This window comes from Alsobacter soli (assembly GCF_003004785.1).
Classification (GTDB): domain Bacteria; phylum Pseudomonadota; class Alphaproteobacteria; order Rhizobiales; family Beijerinckiaceae; genus Alsobacter; species Alsobacter soli.
This window is the reverse complement of record NZ_PVZS01000006.1, coordinates 202,597-221,637: the sequence shown is the minus strand read 5'-3', so window position 1 is coordinate 221,637 and position 19,041 is coordinate 202,597. Positions and strand designations below refer to the sequence as shown.

Below are 19,041 nucleotides of genomic sequence, written 5' to 3'. Positions count from 1 at the left end.
CGCCATCCTCATCAGCAACGGAGAGACACGTGCGCCTTGCCCCTGGATTGCTTCGTCGCTGCGCTCCTCGCAAGGACGGAGAAGCCGACCCATTGTCCACCCCCGTCATTGCGAGGAGCCCGCAGGGCGACGAAGCAATCCAGGGGGACTGGGCGCCATGATGGTCACAACGGAGAGACACGCACGCCTTGCCCCTGGATTGCTTCGTCGCTGCGCTCCTCGCAAGGACGGAGAAGCCGACCCATTGTCCACCCCGTCATTGCGAGGAGCCCGCAGGGCGACGAAGCAATCCAGGGGGTCGGGGCGCAATCCCGGTCACAACGGAGAGACACGCACGCCTTGCCCCTGGATTGCTTCGTCGCTGCGCTCCTCGCAAGGACGGGAGGGGCTGGGGGGTCAGGCCGGGCCGGTGGCGACCGGACAGTCGTCGCGGCCGCCCCACTCGGCCCAGGAGCCGTCGTAGAGCGACTTCGTATTCACGCCCGCCGTGTTGAGGGCCAGGGTCAGGATGGCGGCGGAGACGCCGGAGCCGCAGGTCGTGGCGATGGGCTTGCGCAGGTCCACGCCCGCGCCCTCGAAGACGGCCCGGATCTCCTCCGGGGATTTGAGGCCGCCGCTGGTGACGAGCTCCGTCCAGGGCACGTTCCTGGCGCCCGGCATGTGGCCGGCCTTCAGGCCGGGGCGGGGCTCCGGCGCGTCGCCGCGGAAGCGGTCGGCGGCGCGGGCGTCCACCACCTGGTGGGAGCCGGTCTCCAGCATGCGGGCGATGTCCTCGCGCGAGGCCACCGCGCCATGGTCGAAGCGGGGCGTGAAGGTCGCGGGGCGGCGCCGCGTGGGCTCGTCGGTCCAGGGCCGACCTTCGGCCCGCCACTTCGGGGCTCCGCCGTCGAGCACGGCGACGTCGCGCACGCCGAAGCTGCGCAGCATCCACCACACGCGGGGCGCGGCGAACATGCCGAGCCCGTCATAGACGACCACCCGCATGCCGTCGCCGATGCCGAGCGCGCTCATGTGCTGCGCGAAGGCGTGCGGGTCCGGCAGCATGTGGGGCAGCGGATTGGCGTGGTCGGAGACCTCGTCGATGTCGAGGTGGACGGCGCCCGGGATGTGGCCGGCGGCGTATTCCGCCTTGCCGTCCCGGTTCTGCGCGGGGAGGTACCAAGAAGCGTCCACAACGACGAGGTCGGGGGACGACAGATGGTCCTCCAGCCACTGGGTGGAGACGAGATTCGTGTTCGCGGTCATGCGGCTGCGCTCCGGGCGGACGGGATGGGGCGTTCAGACGAGGGCGATCCGGACGCGCCGGTTCTGCTTGCCCTTCTTCTCGATATTCGTGATCGCCACGGCGCCGATCTCCGACGTGTTGCGCACGTGGGTGCCGCCGCAGGGCTGGAGGTCGAGGCCGACGATCTCGACCAGGCGCACACGGCCCGAGCCCATGGGCGGCTTCACCGACATGGTCTTGACCAGCCCGGGGTTGGCTTCGAGCTCCGCGTCGGTGATCCAGCGCTCCCGCACCTCGGCGTTCTGGCCGATCTTCTCGGCGAGGCGGGCCGTCAGATCGTCCTTGTCGAGGCCGGCGTCCGGGATGTCGAAGTCCAGCCGGCCCTCGCCGTCGCCGATCGAGCCGCCCGTCACCGGATAGGGCAGGACGGTCGTGAGCAGATGCAGGGCCGTGTGCACCCGCATGCGGGGCAAGCGGACTGCCCAATCGAGCCGGGCGGTCACCTTGTCGCCGGGGCTCGGCAGGGCGGCGCCGGCCGCAGGGACGTGGACCACCGTCGACTTGTCCTCTCCATAGACGGCGGTCTCGATCGGAATCTCGACGCCGCCTGCGGTGACCAGCGCGCCCTTGTCGCCGGGCTGGCCCCCGCCGGTGGCGTAGAACACGGTGCGGTCCAGCACGACTCCGCCGCGGTCGTTGACCTCGAGGACGGTGGCTTCGCAGCTCTGCTGGTAGGCGTCGGTTCTGAAAAGCAGCTCGGTCGGCATTGCATGTTCCGCCACAGGTCAGGGCGGGCGAAGCTAGACCAGTTCGGCGGGGGCGGGAAGGGCGCTTGGGCCCGCGAAGAAGTCGCGCCGGCCTGGGATCCGATGCGTGATCCAGTCGCAAGAGGCTGCCGTATGCGCTATATATCGCCGACCGGGAGCCCCCAGAGACAGCCCTTGACGCCTCACGCCGACACCCCCCACCAGACGACGCCGCCTATCGAGGAGTTGCTGGCCGGATATGCGGCCGGCACGCTGCCGCCCAACCTGCACAAGCTCGTGGCCGCGCACCTGCATCTCCGGCCCGAGAGCCGCGCCTTCGTGCGCGCGATCGAGCAGATCGGCGGCCAGGCGCTCGAGGCGATGCCGTGCGCGCCGATGCCGGATCGCGACCGCAAGCTGGAGGCCATTTTCGCCGCGGCGGAACGGCCGATCGAGATTCGCCAGCCGCCCCAGTGCGCGGTGCTGCCGCCTCCGCTTTGCGTGCTCACCGGGCGGCGGCTGGACCAGATCCCCTGGCGCCTGAGGCTTCCCGGGGTGCGCGAGTTCCGGCTGCCCGAGGACGCCGACGGCTCCGAGGCGACGCTCTACTGGATCAAGGCCGGCAAGACGATTCCCTCGCACACCCATGAGGGCAGCGAGGTGACCTTGGTGCTGAGCGGCGGCTTTTCTGACAGCACGGGTCACTACGAACGGGGCGACGTCGCCATCGCGGACGCCGAGGTGGACCACCATCCGAAGGCGGACGAGGGCCCGGACTGCATCTGCTTCGCCGTGACAGACGCGCCGCTGCGCCTGACGGGGCCCATCGCGCGATTTGTGCGTCGGCTCACCGGGCGCTGACACGTCCGCCCAGCCTCCAGGGAACCAGCCATGGCTCAGACCTATCGGGCGCGTCCGCAGGACGGCGTGGCCTGGATCACGGGCGCGAGTTCCGGAATCGGGCGGGCGACCGCCCTGGAGCTCGCCCGGCGTGGGTTCACGGTCGCGGCCAGCGCGCGGCGGGTCGAGGAACTGGAATCCCTCTCCCGCGAGGCGCCTGATGGTCACATCCGTGCCTACCCCTGCGACGTGACGGATCGCGCAGCTGTCTACGCCACGGTCGAGACGCTAGAACGCGACCTGGGACCGCTGGCGCTGGCGTTCCTCAATGCGGGTACGTTCTTTCCCATGAAGGGCGCCGGCTTCGACCCGGACGTCGTGATGAAGACCTTCGACCTGAACGTCGGGGGCGTGGTGAACGGGCTCGGCGCCGTGATCCCGCGCATGACCGGGCGGGGCCGCGGACAGATCGCGATCAACGCCTCCATTGCGGGATATGGCGGGCTGCCGACCTCGACCGCCTATGGCGCCAGCAAGGCGGCGCTCATCAACATGGCGGCGGCGCTGAAGTTCGCCTTGGACGAGGCCGGGGTGACCATGCAACTCGTCAGCCCGGGCTTCGTCGGGACGCCGCTGACGGACCGCAACGACTTCCCGATGCCGTTCATCATGCCGGCGGAGAAGGCGGCGAAGCGGATCTGCGATGGCTTCGAGAGGGGCGGCTTCGAGATCACCTTCCCAAGGCGCCTGTCCTGGGTGCTGAAGCTCGCCAACATCTTGCCATACGGGCTTTATTTCCCGCTGGTCGCCCGCGCCACCGCGAGCAAGACCGGCCGGGCCTGAGGCGGGCCGCGCCCGCCGCCTCACGCGGGCTTGGCGTAGACCAGCTGCCGCACGTCGATGTTGCCGGAGCGGAAGCCGGCTTCGCAATAGGCGAGGTAGTACTCCCACATGCGCCGGAAGCGCTCGTCGAAGCCCATCGGGGTCAGGCTGGGCCAGGCGGCGCGGAAGCGTTCGCGCCAGTGCGCCAGGGTGGCGGCGTAGTCGTGGCCGAACACGCGCTCGTCCTTGAGGGCGAGGCCGACCTTCTCGCCCAGGCTGCGCATCACGCCAGGCGAGGGCAGCATCCCGCCCGGGAAGATGTAGCGCCGGATAAAGTCCACCTCGCGCCGGTAGGTCTCGAAAAAGCGGTCTTGGATGGTGATGACCTGCAGGCCGGCCGCGCCGCCCGCCTTCAAGCGCTCGGCCAGCTGGCGGAAGTAGACTGGCCAAAATTCCTGGCCTACGGCCTCGAACATCTCGATGGATGCGATGCGGTCGTACAGGCCGCGCTCGTCGCGATAATCCTGCAGCTTGATCTCGACCTTCTCGTTCAGGCCCAGGTCGAACATGCGCTTGCGGGCGTAGTCGAACTGCTGTCGCGAGATGGTCAGTCCCGTGACGCGGCAGCCGATCTCGGTGGCGGCGAACTCCGCGAAGCCGCCCCAGCCGCACCCGATCTCCAGCACGTGGCTGTCCGGTGCGATCCGGGTCGTTTCGGCCAGGGCCGCGTATTTGCGGCGTTGCGCCGTCGCGAGGTCCTCGCCGGCTTGGGCGAACAGGGCCGACGAGTAGGTCATCGTGCCGTCGAGCCAGGCCTCGTAGAAGCGGTTGCCGAGGTCGTAATGGGCGTGGATGTTCCGCCGGGACCCCGCCTTCGTGTTGCGGTTCATCCAGTGCCGGAATTGCTGGAGGAGGCGCACCAGAGGCCGGCCCTGGAGCTCGTCCTCGACGAGCCGTCGGTTGGCGCAGAACAGCTCCAGGAAGCGGGTCAGGTCGGGCGTGTCCCACTCGCCGCTCAGGAAGGCCTCGGCGACCCCGATGTCGCCGCCGTCCAGCAGGCGGCCTGCGAAGCCATAGTCGCGCACCAGCATGACGGCGTCTGGACCGGGGACGCTCCCCTCGGCCAGGAGCGAACGGCCGTCAGGCAGGTGGATGGTCAGGGACCCGACCTCGATCCGCGCGGCGACGGCGAGCGCCTGGCGCGCCGCAAAGGGAAGGCCCCGGGCGAGATCGGCCGCCGTCGCGGGCGTCAGACGAAGCGGGGCGGGAGGAAATCGAAGCTCGGGCATGCGGGGGCGTCCTGCTCGTTATCCGTTCGAGGTTGCGGCGGAGGGCGACGTCGCGGATTGTTGGCCATCCGGGAAGCTGACCGGCGGCGGCGGGGCCGGCCGGGGGCGAAGCCGCATGCCCTTCCACCAGAGGCGGAACGCCTCCCAGTGGATGCCGCCCACCACGGAAAGGGTCAGCAGGGGCACGCGGGCCAGCGCCGCCAGGAGCGACCCGGTGGTCAGGCGGCTGTGGCGGCCGTGGAAGGTGGCGGCGAGGAGCGGGCCGGCTTGGTCGCACTCCAGGATGCGGACCGCGACGTCATGGAAACCGGGAGGGCGGATCCTGAACCGATAGGTCATGGCCATGTCGTTGAAGGGCGACACGTAGAACAGCTTGCGCCGTTCCTGGCGCAGGCCCTCTGGCCCGAATTCGCCTGGACGCACCGGGCAGGCGTAAGTGTGGTGCTGGCCGAACGTATTGCGGACCTCGTAGAGCACCGCGCTCAGGGCGCCATCGTCCCCATAGGCGAAGTAGACGGACAGCGGATTGAACCCGAAGCCGAGAATTCGCGGGTAGCAGAGAAGCAAGACTCGGGCTGGCCGGGGCAGGCCGGCTCGCGCGAGCACCTGGTCGACATAGGGCCGCAACGCGGACCCGTCGCGAGGCCCGTGGTCCCGCTCGCGGAATGAGACCAGGTTCCAGCGTCCGACGGAAAACAGCCAGGAAGACCGGCTTGCATCGGCCAGCCGATCCAGGTCTAGAGCCATCGAAAAGACACGGTAGGTGAACCGGTGACTCGTCGGCTTCAGGCGCGCGTGCATGACGCTGCCGATATAAAGAGAGGCTGCGTCCTCTGGCGGGCGAAAACGATCCTCGAACGTCATTCTGCGGCCTGGAGCAGGGGCGGGCGGCGCCACGATACAGAGCCGCCCAGGGCCTCGGCCACGGCCAGGCCCGAGCGGAGCCCATCCTCGTGGAAGCCGTAGCTCGTCCAGGCTCCGCAAAACCAGGTGCGGTTGCGCCCCTGGATCTCGGGCAGGGCCTTCTGGGCGGCCAGGGCTCCGGCGTCGTATTGGGGATGGGCGTAGGAAAACCGCCCGAAGGTGAGGTCCTCACGCGGCGCCCGAGGCGGGTTCAGCGTGACGAAGAGCGGCTTCGCCGGATCGATGCCCTGAAGGATGTTCATCCAGTATGTGACGCACAAATCCGCGTCGGGATCCTCATTCTGCATGACGTTCCATGCGGACCAGGCGCGTCGGCGGCGGGGCATCAATGACGCATCGCGGTGCAGATAGACCGCGTTGTCGCGATAGCCGATCGCGCCCAGCACCGCCGCCTCGACCGGGGACGGGTCCTCCAGCATCGCAAGGGCCTGGTCGGAGTGGGTGGCGATGATCACATGGTCGTAGCGCTCCACGGACCCCGTCGTATCGCGGACGGTCACCCCGGCGGGCGAGCGCGAGACTGCGGTCGCGGCGGCTCCGAGCCTGACGCGGTCGCGATAGGCGCGAGACATCTTCTCCACATAGATCCGGCTTCCGCCCACCACCGTCCGCCACACGGGCCGTTCCCATTGCAGGAGATGATGATTCTCGAAGAACGCGATGAAGCTCTCGGCCGGAAAGGCCAGCATGGAGGCCGGCGACATGGACCAGATCGCCGCGCCCATGGGGATCAGGTAGTCGTCGCGGAACCGCTTCGAGAAGCCCCGCAACGTCACGTAGTGGTCGAGGCTCAGTCCGCCGAGGCGCCCGGCGCGTCGGTCCTCCACGGAGACGCGGTTGAACCGGAGGACCTCGATCAGCATCCGCAGGTAGCCCGGCGAAAGCAGGTTTCGACGCTGGGCGAAGAGGCCGTTCGCCGTATCCGTGGTGCGGCCGCACCACTCGAAACGCCCGCCACGCGCGGACACGGCGAAGCTCATGTCGGAGGCCTGGGTCTCGACCCCGAGTTCGGCGAAGAGGGCGGTCAGGTTCTCGTAATTCGCCTCGTTGTAGACGATGAATCCAGTGTCGACCGCGATCTGGGTCCCATCATAGTTCACGTCGACGGTGGCCGAGTGGCCCCCGAGTCGATGGTCCTGCTCGTAAACGGTGATCTGGTGGGAAGAGCCGGTCGCCAAGGCGTAGGCGGCGGCGTTGCCGGCGATTCCGGCTCCAATGATCGCAATGCGCATAACGTTCCGAGCTTGAGCGGGGCTACCGGTATGGACGGTATACGGAGTTCCGGCGCAATCGGTTTTCCGTCTAAGTCGGGGTGATCTCGCGCAGCGCCTCCAGCGCGCGGGATCTCGCGCCCTCGTGGTCGACGATCGGGGCCGGATAGGTCTCGCCCAGCGTCACGCCTGCCTGGGCGAGAACGTCGGCGCGCGCCGCCCAGGGCTTGTGCACGAAGGCCGCCGGCACTCGCGCGAGCTCGGGCACGAAGCGGCGCACATAGGCGCCCTCGGGATCGAAACGCTCGCCCTGCAGGATCGGGTTGAAGATGCGGAAATAGGGGGCGGCGTCCGCGCCCGAGCCCGCGACCCACTGCCAGCTCGCGGCGTTGCTGGCCGGGTCGGCGTCCACCAGCGTGTCCCAGAACCAGTCCTCGCCGATGCGCCAATCGAGCAGCAGGTGCTTGATGAGGAAGGACGCCGTGATCATGCGGACGCGGTTGTGCATCCAGCCGGTGGCCCAGAGCTGGCGAAGGCCCGCGTCCACGATCGGGTAGCCTGTCAGGCCGCGCGACCAGGCCCTCGCCTGGGCGGAATCGCTGCGCCAGGGGAAGGCGTCGAACTTCGGCTGGAAGTTCCGCCGGGCGAGATCGGGATGATGAAACAGGAGGTGGTAGGAGAATTCCCGCCAGCCAAGCTCGGCCTGGAATTTGGCCAGATCGTCACCGGGGGCTTGGCCCTCGGCCGCCGCATGTTCGGCCGCATGCCAGACCTGGCGGGGGCTGACCTGCCCGAATCGCAGGTAAGGGGAGAGCCGCGACGTGTGGTCCTGGTCGGGCCTGTCGCGGCCGGCGCCATATCCCCGGAGACCCTCGTTGAGGAAGCTCCTCAGGCGCTCGCGGGCGCCCGATTCCGAGGGCGTCCAGGTCGCGCGCAATCCGCCGGCCCAGTCGGGCCGGGTCGGCAGCAGGCGCAGATCGTCGAGCGCCAGGGCGCCGAGCGAGCGCCGATTCACCTCCAGGCCGGGCAGCGCTCGCGGAGCCGGCAGGGGGGAGGGCGGCGCCCCGGTGGCGCGGGCCGCCTTCCAGAACGGCGTGAAGACCTTCATGGGCTGCCCTGCGGCCGTCTTCACCGTCCAGGGCTCGTAGAGCAGAGCGGCGTTGAAACTTTCGGCGCGGACGCCAGCGGACTTCAGGTCGGCCTTCACCTCCGAGTCGACCGCGACGCCCGCGGCGTCGTAGCGGCGGTTCCAGAAGACCGCGGCGGGTTCGAGCGCCGTGCGGAGGCGTTCCAGGACCATGCGGGCCGGCCCCCGGAACAGGAGCAGGTCGGCGCCGGCCGCCTGGAGATCGTCCCGCAGGCTCGCCAGGGCGTGATGCAGCCACCACTTCGAAGCGCCGCCGAGCCGTCGAATCCCGTCGCTCTCCTCGTCCAGCACGTAGAAGGCGACAACCGACGCGCCGCTCGCGTTGGCTGCGGCGAGGGCGGGGTTGTCCGCCAGACGCAGGTCGTCGCGGAACCAGACGCAAACAGGGCGAGGCATCGGGAAGAGCGCTCCGGCCTAAAAGGATCAGGACTTGCGCCTACGAAGCCTGACCCGGGCCGGATCATAACAAAAAAGCCCGGCGTTGCCGGGCTTTGGACGACCGATCATTTCCTTGAAGGAGTGGCTCCCCGAGCAGGACTCGAACCTGCGACCATTCGATTAACAGTCGAATGCTCTACCAACTGAGCTATCGGGGACCGTCGGCAGGCGGGGGATTACATCACCCCCACGGGCGGCGCAACCCCCTGCATGCCCTTCCGGCGAGAAATCTTCATCTGCGCCGAAAATGGCATGGAAAGGCGTTGCCCCGCGCCTGCGAGTTCGGTATTGGACCCGTGCTCACGCCGTTGGTCTCGCCGACGGCGCCGCGAGGCCTCGTGGCGGAGTGGTTACGCAGAGGACTGCAAATCCTTGCACCCCGGTTCGATTCCGGGCGAGGCCTCCACTCTCTCCCTTCTTATAGATACCCTCCGCTCGGTCGGCCGGCGCCGTCCGCGCCAGACCAAGGTCGCGTTGGGTCGCGCGCCTGCGACGCTTGCGTTTTGACGCGCGCTGGACGACAACGCGGCACCAAGATGGCGCGGGCCTGCAAGGGTTCGCGCGCGATTTCCGTTGGAGACGGACTGATGGCCGATTTCGCGTTGCAGCGCCGCATGATGGTGGATTGCCAGCTGCGCACGTACGACGTGACCTCGGCGGCCGTGCTGGCCGCCATGGACGAAACGCCGCGCGAGCTGTTCCTGGATCCCGAGCAGCGCAGCTTCGCCTATGTGGACCGGCCCCTGACCGTGCAGGCCCCCGGCGGCGGGCGGCGCACCATGCTCACGCCGATGGTGTTCGCGCGTCTCGTCCAGGCCGCAAAGATCGACCCCGAGGATCGCGTCCTCGATGTCGCCTGCGGGACCGGCTACTCCAGCGCGGTGCTCGCGCAGCTCGCGGGCTCCGTCGTCGCGCTCGAATCGGACCAGGGCCTCGCTGCGCGCGCGTCGGAGTTGCTGGGCGGCGTCGCGGCGGACAACGTGACAGTGACCGTGGGGGCGCTCAAGGACGGCCATCCGGCAGGCGCTCCCTACGACGTCATCGTCGTCAATGGCGCTTTCGAGGTCGAGCCGACGGCCCTGTTCTCGCAACTGCGCGACGGCGGACGGCTCGTTGGTGTCTTTGGAGCGGGTCGGGCCGCCAAGGCGATGGTCTATCTCAAGTCCGGCGATGTGATCGGCGGAAGAGCCATCTTCGACGCCGCCGCTCCATTGCTCGACGACTTCAAGTCGGCGCAGACCTTCGTCTTCTGAACTGACTGTCACTTTTTTGCGCCAGTCGTTCTAAAATCCGCGCGGCAACTTCTCTCGCAGCTCAGCACAGGTTAGCCTTGTCGCAGGTTGATCGCGGCGCGAGTCGGTTATCGCGCTGTCAGGGCACGTAGTTGCGTTCGGCTCGGGTATGACAGCAGACGAACTGCGGTCGTGCCTCGGGCCCCGATGAGGCGGGTGGCGAATTGTCCAAAGGTACATCGCAATTGGCGCGCAAGATCCTTATGGCTGGCGCGATGTCCGCTTGGCTGCTGCCTGGCGGCCCGGCCCTCGCCGAGACGATGGAGAGCGCGCTGGCCCGCGCCTACAACGCAAATCCGCAGCTCAACGCCCAGCGCGCCAGCGTGCGCGCAACGGACGAAAACGTCACCCAGGCGCTCGCCGGCTATCGCCCGACAATCGCCGCTTCCGCGGATGTCGGCTTCACGGCGCAGGACACGATCGGCCAGGGGCAGTCGAGCAACAACAAGTACTTTCCCCGGGGCGTCGGCGTCCAGGTCAACCAGACGCTCTTCAACGGTGGCCGCACCGGCAACAGCGTCCGGCGCGCCGACGCTGGCGTGCTCGCCGCGCGCGAGCAGTTGCGCTCGACGGAGCAGTCGGTGCTGCTCGACGGCGCGACCGCCTACATGGACGTGCTGCGCGACACGGCCATTCTGAACCTTCGCAACAACAACATCGACGTCCTGGAGGAGCAGCTGCGCCAAACGCGCGACCGCTTCAACGTCGGCGAGGTGACCCGCACCGACGTGGCGCAGGCGGAAGCCCGGCTGGCTGCGGCGCGGTCCGACGCGAGCTCGGCGGCTGGCCTCTTGAAGGCGTCGCTCGCCCGCTACCGCCAGGTCATCGGCGTGGACGCCAGGCAGCTTGCGCCGGCCAAGCCGCTCGAGGCGAACCTGCCCCGGACCCTTGATTCCGCCGTTGCGGTCTCCCAAAGCACGCATCCCGCCATCCTTGCCGCCTTGCATGCGGTCGACGCGGCGGCGCTTCTGGTGAAGGTGACCGAGGGCGAATTGGCCCCGAGCGTCACCGTCCAGGGCACGCTCTCCCATCGGTGGGACTACCAGCAGCCGAACTCCGAGGTGAACACCGCCTCCGTGGTGGGCGCGCTCTCGGTGCCCATCTACGAGGGCGGCTCCGTCTATTCGCGCGTCCGGCAGGCCAAGGAGACGCTGGGCCAGCGGCGCATCGAGGCGGACCAGGCCCGCGACGCGGTACGGCAGGCCGTCGTGGCCTCGTGGTCGAACCTGGAAGCCACGCGGGAGCGGATCACGGCCTCGCAGGCGCAGATCCAGGCGGCCGAGGTGGCGCTCAACGGCGTCCGCGAGGAAGCCAAGGTCGGCCAGCGCACCACGCTGGACGTCCTGAACGCGCAGCAGGAGCTGCTCACCGCGCGCGTGAGCCTCATCACGGCCCAGCGCGACCGCGTGGTGGCGTCCTACAACCTGCAGAGCGCCCTCGGCTGGCTGTCCTCGAGCCGACTCCGCCTGGCGACGCAGGAATACAAGCCGCAGGTGCACTACGAGCAGGTCCGCGACAAGTGGATCGGCCTGCGCAATCCGGATGGCCGCTGATCCCGCTAAACGGTTGGGATAGCTTCCGCCCTCGGCTTGCGTGAAATCGAGCCGCGGCGATACTGATCGCCAGAGATTCGGCGCGGATCCGCCATTCCGGCGCCTGAATGATTCGATGCGGAGCGACGGGCGCCATGAGTGCGAGCCTGAAGGCGAACGAACCTTCGATGGAGGAAATCCTAGCCTCCATCCGTCGCATCATCGCCGACGACCAGAACGAGCCCGCGCCGGCTCCGGCGCAGGTCGCCGCACCGGCTGACGACGCCGAGGATGACGATGTCCTGGATCTGGCCAACGCCCCCCAGACCTGGGAAGAGGCTGCGGCGGAGGATGACGTCGAGTTTCGGGAGGCGAGCGAGCCGCTGCTGGTGATCCCCAGCAAGCCGGCGGCCCCCGCCGCGCCGGAACCGCCGCCTGCTCCCGTCCAGCCGCCTCCGGCCCCGCCGGCCGCGCCTGTTATCGCGCCGCCGCCGAGCGACGAGGCGCTGCTTGCGCCGGCGGCCAGCGCCACCGTCGCCTCCACCTTCAATATGCTCTCGTCCGCCATCCTCACCAGCCAGGCCCGAACCCTGGAGGATCTGGTGAAGGACATGATGCGCCCCATGCTCAAGAGCTGGCTCGACGAGAACCTGCCCGGCCTCGTGGAGCGGCTGGTCAAGGCCGAGATCGAGCGCGTCACGCGCGGGGTCCGCTGAGCAGGGAGTCCAACCGGCGCGGAGCCACTCGCGCGTGAGCGGGTGTGGCCGCTTCCGGTCCATCCGGCGTTGACTCAGCTTCCCTGCTCGGTTTTCTAGCGCCAGCGCGGGCCCGGAGGCCCGGCCGAAGGATTCACGATGGACAAGACGTTCGAACCCGCTTCCGTCGAGAAGCGCATCGCCGAGCTGTGGGAGCGCGAGCAGGCCTTCAAGTCTGGCCGGCCGGAGCGGGCAGGGGCGCAGCCCTACACCATCGTGATCCCGCCGCCGAACGTCACCGGCTCGCTCCACATGGGACACGCGCTGAACAACACGCTGCAGGACATCCTGTGCCGCTTCGAGCGCATGCGCGGCAAGGACGTGCTCTGGCAGCCGGGCACCGACCATGCCGGCATCGCGACCCAGATGGTGGTGGAGCGGCAACTCGCGCAGCGGCAGGAGCCTGGCCGGCGCGAGATGGGCCGCGACGCCTTCGTGCAACGCGTATGGGAGTGGAAGGCCGAGTCGGGCGGCGCCATCGTCAACCAGCTCAAGCGGCTCGGCGCCTCCTGCGACTGGTCGCGCGAGCGCTTCACCATGGACGAGGGCCTGTCGCGGGCCGTGCTCAAGGTGTTCGTGGCCCTGCATAAGCAGGGGCTGATCTACCGCGACAAGCGGCTGGTGAACTGGGACCCGCGGTTCCAGACCGCAATCTCGGACCTGGAGGTCGTCCAGGTCGAGAAGAAGGGCAGCTTCAAATGGGAGCGGCCGGCGGTCGACGCCGAGGACGCCAAGCCTCTGGATCTCGCGGCGCTGGGCAAGCTGCTGGACCGCGAGCCCAGCGGCCACCTCTACTATTTCGACTACCCGCTCGAGGGCGAGACCTACGATGCGGCCAATCCTGCGACGTTCATCCGCATCGCCACGACGCGGCCGGAGACCATGCTGGGCGACACGGCCATCGCGGTTCATCCCGAGAACGAGGCGCTGAAGCACCTCATCGGCCGCAAGGTCGTGCTGCCGCTCGTGGGCCGCGTGATTCCCATCGTGGGCGACGACTACGCCGACCCGGAGAAGGGCACCGGCGCTGTGAAGATCACGCCGGCGCACGATTTCAACGACTTCGAGGTCGGCAGGCGTCACGGGCTGCCGCTCGTGAACGTTCTGAACGGCGAAGCCGGGATGCTGCTGGCGGACAATCCTGCCTTCCTGGCCGGCGCCGCCCCGATCCCGGAGGTCATGGCGCTTCAAGGAGCCGACCGGTTCGAGGCGCGCAAGCGTATCGTCGCCCTCATGGCCGAGCGCGGCCTCCTGTCCAAGATCGAGCCCACCGGCCACACGGTTCCGCATGGCGACCGCTCCAACGTCGTCATCGAGCCGTGGCTGACGGACCAGTGGTACGTCGACGCCAAGACGCTGGCCCAGCCGGCGCTGGAGGCCGTGCGCTCGGGCCGGACGCAATTCGTGCCGGAGAATTGGGCGAAGACTTACTTCCAGTGGCTTGAAAACATTGAGCCCTGGTGCATCTCGCGCCAGCTGTGGTGGGGGCACCAGATCCCGGCCTGGTACGGGCCGGACGGAAAGGTCTTCGTCGAGGAGAGCGAGGTGGCCGCCCAGGCCGCCGCGACGAAGCACTATGGCGAGGCGGTCGATCTGAAGCGCGACGAGGACGTGCTCGACACGTGGTTTTCCTCCGCGCTGTGGCCGTTCTCAACGCTCGGCTGGCCGGACGAGACGCCGGAGCTGAAGCGCCACTATCCCACTGACGTTCTGGTGACCGGCTTCGACATCATCTTCTTCTGGGTCGCCCGAATGATGATGATGGGCCTGCATTTCATGCAGGAGATCCCGTTCCACACCGTCTACATCCACGCCCTCGTCCGCGACGAGAAGGGGGCGAAGATGTCGAAGTCGAAGGGCAACGTCATCGACCCGCTGGAACTCGTCGACAGCTACGGCGCGGACGCCCTGCGCTTCACCCTTGCCGCCATGGCGGCGCAGGGGCGCGACATCAAGCTGTCGCGCCAACGCGTCGAGGGCTACCGCAACTTCGCGACCAAGCTCTGGAACGCCGCCCGCTTCGCCGAGATGAACGAGTGCGCCAGGGTCGCGGGCTTCGACCCGGCCGCGACGCGACTGCCGCTGAACCGCTGGGCCCTGGCGGAACTGCAGAAGGCCGTGGCCGAGGTGACCACGGCGATCGAGGCGTACCGCTTCAACGATGCGGCCAACGCCGCCTATCGCTTCGTCTGGAACGTGTTCTGCGACTGGTACCTGGAACTCGCCAAGCCCGTGTTCACCGGGAGCGACGAGGCCGAGAAGGCCGAGACGCGGGCGAGCGTCGCCTATGTGCTCGACGCAATCGCCAGGCTGCTGCACCCGTTCATGCCGTTCCTCACCGAGGAGCTGTGGGAGATCAAGGGGCAGGAGGGACCCAGGCGCGACACCATCCTGGCGCTGGCGCCCTGGCCGACCGACGCCGGCGTCGCGGATCCGGAAGCCCAGGCCGAGATCGGCTGGGTGGTCGACATCATCAACGAGATCCGCTCGGCCCGGCAGGAAGTGAACGTGCCGGGCGGCGCCCAGATCCCGCTGGTTCTGGTGGGCGCGAGCGCCGAAACGCGAGGCCGCGCCGAGCGTTGGAGCGAGATGATCAAGCGCCTCGCGAGGCTGTCCGACATCAGCTTCACCGTTCTCGCCCCGGGCGAGTCGGTCCAGCTGGTCGTCCGAGGCGAGGTCGCGGCGCTGCCGCTGGCCGGCGTTGTCGACATCGGGGCCGAGAAGCAGCGCCTGGGCAAGGAGATCGCCAAGCTCGAGGCCGACGTCGCCAAGATCGACGCCAAGCTCGGCAACGCCGACTTCGTCGCGCGCGCGCCGGAAGAGGTGGTTGAGGAACAGCGCGAGCGCCGGGACGACGCCGCGGAGCGCATCGCCAAGATGCGCGAGGCCCTGCAGCGGCTGAGCCGGGGCTGACGGCTGACGGGCCCCACGCTGAGAACCCATCCGGGTGGCGGGCCGCTATCCGGATGAGCAGGAGGCCGGGACTAGACCGCCGCCCCCACCGCGTCTGGTTCGCCCGCGAGGCCGCCGGCGATGGCGGGTCGGGACACGCGCCAGGGGCGCAGCCTGGCGTTCGCCATCGTGTCGGGCGCGAGCGGCCGCAAGCCGCCCTCCGGCGTGATCTCTTCGACCAGCAACAGCCCCATCCGGTGCAATTGGGCGGCCACGATGCGGCTCAGCGTCTCGTCGGGCGACAGCGAGACGGAGCCGGCCTCATAGACAGCCTCCATGATCTGGCGAGGATGCGTCCGGCTCGCCGGGAGGCCACGGCGGCGGCGCAGGGCAGCAAGTTCGTCCATCTGAAGAGCTCTTGAAAGCCGCGGAATGATGTTCCGCACGATCAAGGCCGATTCTCGGGTGCGACGCAGTCCGTAGGACTGCGGCTGCGACACTTTGTTGTGGAACTTCGGGCTGCCACCCTGCGTTGAGCCCCGTTTTGCATCTTCGGAGACCAGGGGGCGATGGACGGCACGACCGGCGGGCGACGACAGCCCGCTCCGGAACATGGGCAGGCGCCGCAGCTCGACTTCGGCGCCTTGTTCGAGTGTGCGCCCAATCCTTACGTCATCCTCGATACTGCCTTCCGTATCGTCGCCATGAATCAGGCCTATCTGCGCGTCACCATGCGGCGGCGCGAAGAGATCCTGGGTCGCAACATGTTCGAGGCGTTCCCCGCGGGGCCCGCGGACGCGGACGGCTCCAGCACGCGCATGTTGCGGGACTCGCTCACCCGTGTGCTGCGCACAGGGGCTGTCGACCACCTCGCGCTCATCAAGTACGACATTCCCGGGCCCGACGGACGCTTCGAGGAGCGCTACTGGAGCGCGACCCACACGCCGCTTTTCGACCATCGGGGCGAACTGGCCTTGATCCTGCAGCACACGGTCGACGTGACGGAGCTGCACCGGCTGCGCGAGGCGAGCGCCCGCGCGGGCTGGAATTCGGACAAGGCCGACGGAAAGGTGGAAGGCGAGCTCCTGCAGCGCGCCCACGCCGTGCAGCAGGCCAATGTCTCCCTCGAAGCCGAGACGCGCCATCTGCGCAACCTCTTCGAGCAGGCGCCGGGCTTCATGGCGGTGTTGCGCGGCCCCGAGCACGTCTTCGAGATCGCCAACGCAGCCTATTCCAAGGTGATCGGGCACCGCGACGTGGTCGGAAGGACCCTGCGGGACGCCCTGCCTGAGATCGCCGGGCAGGGCTTCTTCGAGATCCTCGACGCCGTCTACCAGTCGGGCGAGCCCTTCGTGGGCCGCGGGATCAAGGTCTACCTGCAGCCTCAGCCGAATGCGGCGCCGGAACGGCGCTACCTGGACTTCGTGTACCAGCCCATCTTCGACGCCGACGGCGCGGTGACCGGCATCTTCGTCCAGGGCAACGACATCACCGAGCAGAAGCGGGCCGAGGAGGCCGTGAGAGAGAGCGAAGCGCGAGTTCGGCGGCTCAACGACACCCTCGAGCAGCGCGTGGTGGACAGGACGCTCGAGCTGCAGGACGCGCGGGACGCGCTCCAGAGGATCAACGATAACCTCGAGGCGATCGTGACCGCCCGCATCGCGGATCTCAGGGCCGCCAACGACGAAATCCAGCGCTTCGCCTACATCGTCAGCCACGACTTGCGGGCCCCCCTCGTCAACATCATGGGGTTCACCAGCGAGCTGGAGAGCCTGCGCGGCCAATTCTCGAAGTTTCTCTCCGGGCAGGCGGAAGAGGTCGTGCCGGAGGCCGTTCGCGTCGGGGTGGAGGAAGACCTGCCCGAGGCCATCGGCTTCATCCGAAGCTCGACGGACAAGATGGACCGCCTCATCAAGGCCATCTTGCGGTTGTCCAGAGAAGGGCGGCGGGTCCTGGCGCCCGAGCCGCTGGTCATGACGGACCTGCTGGAGGGCGTCCTGGGGACGCTTGCCCACCAGTCCGAGGGCGTTTCCTTCCATGTCGAGCAGCTTCCCGACATCGTCAGCGACCGGCTGGCCATCGAGCAGATCTTCGCGAACCTGGCGGAGAACGCCGTGAAGTACCTGGATCCGGCGCGGCCCGGACGCGTGACCATCGCCGGATCGGAGCAGGGGCCTGTCGTGCGCTACACCGTGGCGGACAACGGCCGCGGAATCGACCCGCGCGATTTCGACCGGATCTTCGACCTGTTCCGCCGCTCCGGCGCGCAGGACCGGCCCGGCGAAGGCATCGGGCTGGCGCATGTCCGGGCGCTCGTGCGGCGACTCGGCGGCGCCATCACGGTGGCTTCCGAGCTGGGGGTTGGAACGACTTTCACTGTGGACCTGCCCAAGGTCCTCGAGCATGGCGCGGACCACAGCTGATGCCGAACGCGAAACCAGTCACCATCATCATGGTCGAGGACGACGAGGGGCACGCGCGCCTCATCGAGAAGAACATCCGTCGCGCCGGCGTTTGCAACGAGATCCGGCATTTCACCAGCGGGACAGCCGCTATCGAGCACCTGTTCGACCCGGCCGTGCGCGATGCCGGCCCGCTCCTGGTCCTGCTGGATCTAAATCTGCCGGACATGAGCGGCACGCACATCCTCGGGCTGCTCAAGGGAGACGAGACGCTGAAGCGCCCGCCCGTGGTGGTCTTGACGACCACCGACGACCAGCGTGAAATCCAGCGCTGCTACGACCTCGGCTGCAACGTCTACATCACGAAGCCGGTCGAATATGAAACCTTCGCCCAGGCGATCCGGCAGCTCGGACTCTTTCTGTCCGTGATGCAAGTCCCCGAAGCCCTCTGACGGATCCCCCGCCTGTGGCCATATCGGTCCTCTACATCGACGACGACGCCGGTCTCGGCCGGCTGGTCACGCGCATCCTGGAGCGCAACGGCTGCGAGGTGACCCACGTCACCAGCGGCGACCAGGGCCTCGCGGCCCTGCGGGAGCGCCGGTTCGACATCGTCGGGCTGGATCATTTCATGCCCGGCCGGGACGGCCTGGACGTGCTGGATGAGATCCGGCGCACGATCCCGAACGCGCCGCCCGTGATCTACGTCACGGGCGCGGACGAGGGGAGGGTGGCCATCGCGGCCCTGAAGGCGGGCGCGGCGGACTACGTCATCAAGGATGTGGGCAACGCCTTCATCGACCTGTTCCGACAGGCCATCGACCAGGCGCTGGTGCAGGTGGCGCTGCGGCGCGAGAAGGAGGCGGCCGAGACCGAGATGCGCGAGGCGCGGGAGCGCGCCGAAATCCTGCTGCGGGAGGTGAACCATCGCGTCGCCAACAGCCTGCAACTCGTCGCGTCGCTGGTGACCATGCAGCAGAAGACGGTCCCCGATGGGCCGGCGCGAGAAGCGCTGGCGGAGGCGCAGGGGCGCATCCACGCCATCGCGCAGGTTCACAGGCGTCTCTATACGTCCGACGACGTGCGTTTCGTGGACATGGCCGGGTACCTGGAGGGCCTGGCCGAGGAACTTGCGGCGGCGATGCGCGTCGCCGCTCGTGAGCACGCGCTGCGGCTGGACGCGGAGCCCTTGCGGGTGCCCACCGACAAAGCCGTCGCCGTCGGGGTCATCGTGAGCGAACTCGTGACGAACGCGTTTAAATACGCCTACCCGGCCGGGCAGTCCGGCGAGATCCGGATCCGGCTCTCCAATGGCGGAAGCGCCGTGTCGCTGGCCGTCGAGGACGACGGGGCCGGGTGGAGCGGCGAGGGGCCCATCCAGGGGAGTGGCCTGGGCATGCGGATCATCCGCGCGATGGCCGCGAGCCTGCCGGCCCGGCTCAGCTACGACGCGCCGCCGATAGGCACGCGCGCGATCCTGACATTTGAACTGTGAGTGGACATTCGGGGATGTGTTGCCCATCGCC

16 protein-coding genes and 2 tRNA genes are annotated in these 19,041 nt (G+C 68.5%); 10 read left to right on the top strand and 8 right to left on the bottom strand.

Annotation, left to right across the window (positions count from 1 at the left end):
* Window positions 1–396: 396 nt before the first annotated feature.
* Both sseA and SLNSH_RS07600 read right to left on the bottom strand, forming a co-directional pair.
* Window positions 397–1,245 carry a 3-mercaptopyruvate sulfurtransferase gene (gene sseA, locus SLNSH_RS07605; RefSeq protein ID WP_106336073.1) on the bottom strand — a complete coding sequence of 283 codons (849 nt, stop codon included), beginning with the start codon at window positions 1,243–1,245 and terminating at the stop codon, window positions 397–399.
* 33 nt (window positions 1,246–1,278) lie between these two features.
* Window positions 1,279–1,992: an alanyl-tRNA editing protein gene (locus SLNSH_RS07600; RefSeq protein ID WP_106336072.1), complete on the bottom strand. Its 714-nt coding sequence runs from the start codon at window positions 1,990–1,992 to the stop codon at window positions 1,279–1,281.
* 174 nt (window positions 1,993–2,166) lie between these two features.
* Between SLNSH_RS07600 and SLNSH_RS07595 the strand changes: the two genes are divergently transcribed.
* Together SLNSH_RS07595 and SLNSH_RS07590 are read left to right on the top strand one after the other, a co-directional pair.
* Complete coding sequence (locus SLNSH_RS07595; RefSeq protein ID WP_210202487.1) at window positions 2,167–2,832, top strand: ChrR family anti-sigma-E factor; 666 nt, start codon at window positions 2,167–2,169, stop codon at window positions 2,830–2,832.
* A 30-nt stretch (window positions 2,833–2,862) separates the two neighbouring features.
* Entirely contained in the window at window positions 2,863–3,654 is a 792-nt protein-coding gene (locus SLNSH_RS07590; RefSeq protein WP_106336070.1) for an SDR family NAD(P)-dependent oxidoreductase, read from the top strand.
* Between the two features lie 20 nt (window positions 3,655–3,674).
* Here SLNSH_RS07590 and SLNSH_RS07585 read toward each other — a convergent pair whose 3' ends face one another.
* The 5 genes from SLNSH_RS07585 to SLNSH_RS07565 all read right to left on the bottom strand — a co-directional run bounded on the left by SLNSH_RS07585 (window position 3,675) and on the right by SLNSH_RS07565 (window position 8,800).
* Entirely contained in the window at window positions 3,675–4,922 is a 1,248-nt protein-coding gene (locus SLNSH_RS07585; RefSeq protein WP_106336069.1) for an SAM-dependent methyltransferase, read from the bottom strand.
* An 18-nt stretch (window positions 4,923–4,940) separates the two neighbouring features.
* The gene (locus SLNSH_RS07580; RefSeq protein WP_106336068.1) at window positions 4,941–5,786 is read right to left on the bottom strand and encodes a DUF1365 domain-containing protein; all 846 of its coding nucleotides are present in this window, start codon (window positions 5,784–5,786) and stop codon (window positions 4,941–4,943) included.
* Entirely contained in the window at window positions 5,783–7,078 is a 1,296-nt protein-coding gene (locus SLNSH_RS07575; protein WP_106336067.1) for an NAD(P)/FAD-dependent oxidoreductase, read from the bottom strand. The genes SLNSH_RS07580 and SLNSH_RS07575 overlap by 4 nt, the downstream gene beginning before the upstream one ends.
* Before the next feature lie 70 nt (window positions 7,079–7,148).
* Window positions 7,149–8,600: a cryptochrome/photolyase family protein gene (locus SLNSH_RS07570; RefSeq protein WP_106336066.1), complete on the bottom strand. Its 1,452-nt coding sequence runs from the start codon at window positions 8,598–8,600 to the stop codon at window positions 7,149–7,151.
* 124 nt (window positions 8,601–8,724) lie between these two features.
* Window positions 8,725–8,800, bottom strand: a tRNA-Asn gene (locus SLNSH_RS07565).
* A 174-nt stretch (window positions 8,801–8,974) separates the two neighbouring features.
* On the opposite strand from SLNSH_RS07565, the gene SLNSH_RS07560 reads away from it, so the two are divergent.
* The 5 genes from SLNSH_RS07560 (at window position 8,975) to SLNSH_RS07540 (ending at window position 15,134) form a co-directional block, all read left to right on the top strand.
* Window positions 8,975–9,048, top strand: a tRNA-Cys gene (locus SLNSH_RS07560).
* A 181-nt stretch (window positions 9,049–9,229) separates the two neighbouring features.
* On the top strand, window positions 9,230–9,895 hold the full coding sequence (locus SLNSH_RS07555) for a protein-L-isoaspartate O-methyltransferase family protein (protein WP_158266711.1): 666 nt from the start codon (window positions 9,230–9,232) through the stop codon (window positions 9,893–9,895).
* Window positions 9,896–10,149: 254 nt separating this feature from the next.
* Window positions 10,150–11,487, top strand: a complete 1,338-nt coding sequence (locus SLNSH_RS07550; RefSeq protein ID WP_245422122.1) for a TolC family outer membrane protein — start codon at window positions 10,150–10,152, stop codon at window positions 11,485–11,487.
* Window positions 11,488–11,621: 134 nt separating this feature from the next.
* Entirely contained in the window at window positions 11,622–12,182 is a 561-nt protein-coding gene (locus SLNSH_RS07545) for a PopZ family protein (protein WP_245422121.1), read from the top strand.
* A gap of 138 nt (window positions 12,183–12,320) precedes the next feature.
* Window positions 12,321–15,134, top strand: a complete 2,814-nt coding sequence (locus SLNSH_RS07540; RefSeq protein WP_106336063.1) for a valine--tRNA ligase — start codon at window positions 12,321–12,323, stop codon at window positions 15,132–15,134.
* 71 nt (window positions 15,135–15,205) lie between these two features.
* Here SLNSH_RS07540 and SLNSH_RS07535 read toward each other — a convergent pair whose 3' ends face one another.
* On the bottom strand, window positions 15,206–15,520 hold the full coding sequence (locus SLNSH_RS07535; RefSeq protein ID WP_106336062.1) for a hypothetical protein: 315 nt from the start codon (window positions 15,518–15,520) through the stop codon (window positions 15,206–15,208).
* 162 nt (window positions 15,521–15,682) lie between these two features.
* On the opposite strand from SLNSH_RS07535, the gene SLNSH_RS07530 reads away from it, so the two are divergent.
* Genes SLNSH_RS07530 through SLNSH_RS07520 form a run of 3 tightly spaced genes read left to right on the top strand, consistent with a single transcriptional unit; the run spans window position 15,683 to window position 19,010 of the window.
* Window positions 15,683–17,536, top strand: coding sequence for a PAS domain-containing protein (locus SLNSH_RS07530; RefSeq protein ID WP_106336061.1), 1,854 nt, complete (start codon window positions 15,683–15,685; stop codon window positions 17,534–17,536).
* Window positions 17,536–17,967, top strand: coding sequence for a response regulator (locus tag SLNSH_RS07525; protein WP_106336060.1), 432 nt, complete (start codon window positions 17,536–17,538; stop codon window positions 17,965–17,967). The genes SLNSH_RS07530 and SLNSH_RS07525 overlap by 1 nt, the downstream gene beginning before the upstream one ends.
* Window positions 17,964–19,010, top strand: a complete 1,047-nt coding sequence (locus tag SLNSH_RS07520) for a sensor histidine kinase (RefSeq protein ID WP_106336059.1) — start codon at window positions 17,964–17,966, stop codon at window positions 19,008–19,010. Before SLNSH_RS07525 ends, SLNSH_RS07520 begins: the two co-directional genes overlap by 4 nt.
* The last annotated feature ends 31 nt before the right edge of the window (window positions 19,011–19,041 follow it).

Coding starts and splice junctions, on each gene's coding strand:
- SLNSH_RS07575 (WP_106336067.1), bottom strand. CDS start 7,078: ATGCGCATTGCGATCATTGGAGCCGGAATCGCCGGCAACGCCGCCGCC.
- SLNSH_RS07600 (WP_106336072.1), bottom strand. CDS start 1,992: ATGCCGACCGAGCTGCTTTTCAGAACCGACGCCTACCAGCAGAGCTGC.
- SLNSH_RS07590 (WP_106336070.1), top strand. CDS start 2,863: ATGGCTCAGACCTATCGGGCGCGTCCGCAGGACGGCGTGGCCTGGATC.
- SLNSH_RS07540 (WP_106336063.1), top strand. CDS start 12,321: ATGGACAAGACGTTCGAACCCGCTTCCGTCGAGAAGCGCATCGCCGAG.
- SLNSH_RS07535 (WP_106336062.1), bottom strand. CDS start 15,520: ATGGACGAACTTGCTGCCCTGCGCCGCCGCCGTGGCCTCCCGGCGAGC.
- SLNSH_RS07545 (WP_245422121.1), top strand. CDS start 11,622: ATGAGTGCGAGCCTGAAGGCGAACGAACCTTCGATGGAGGAAATCCTA.
- SLNSH_RS07550 (WP_245422122.1), top strand. CDS start 10,150: ATGTCCGCTTGGCTGCTGCCTGGCGGCCCGGCCCTCGCCGAGACGATG.
- SLNSH_RS07570 (WP_106336066.1), bottom strand. CDS start 8,600: ATGCCTCGCCCTGTTTGCGTCTGGTTCCGCGACGACCTGCGTCTGGCG.
- SLNSH_RS07530 (WP_106336061.1), top strand. CDS start 15,683: ATGGACGGCACGACCGGCGGGCGACGACAGCCCGCTCCGGAACATGGG.
- SLNSH_RS07525 (WP_106336060.1), top strand. CDS start 17,536: ATGCCGAACGCGAAACCAGTCACCATCATCATGGTCGAGGACGACGAG.
- SLNSH_RS07580 (WP_106336068.1), bottom strand. CDS start 5,786: ATGACGTTCGAGGATCGTTTTCGCCCGCCAGAGGACGCAGCCTCTCTT.
- SLNSH_RS07585 (WP_106336069.1), bottom strand. CDS start 4,922: ATGCCCGAGCTTCGATTTCCTCCCGCCCCGCTTCGTCTGACGCCCGCG.
- sseA (WP_106336073.1), bottom strand. CDS start 1,245: ATGACCGCGAACACGAATCTCGTCTCCACCCAGTGGCTGGAGGACCAT.
- SLNSH_RS07555 (WP_158266711.1), top strand. CDS start 9,230: ATGGCCGATTTCGCGTTGCAGCGCCGCATGATGGTGGATTGCCAGCTG.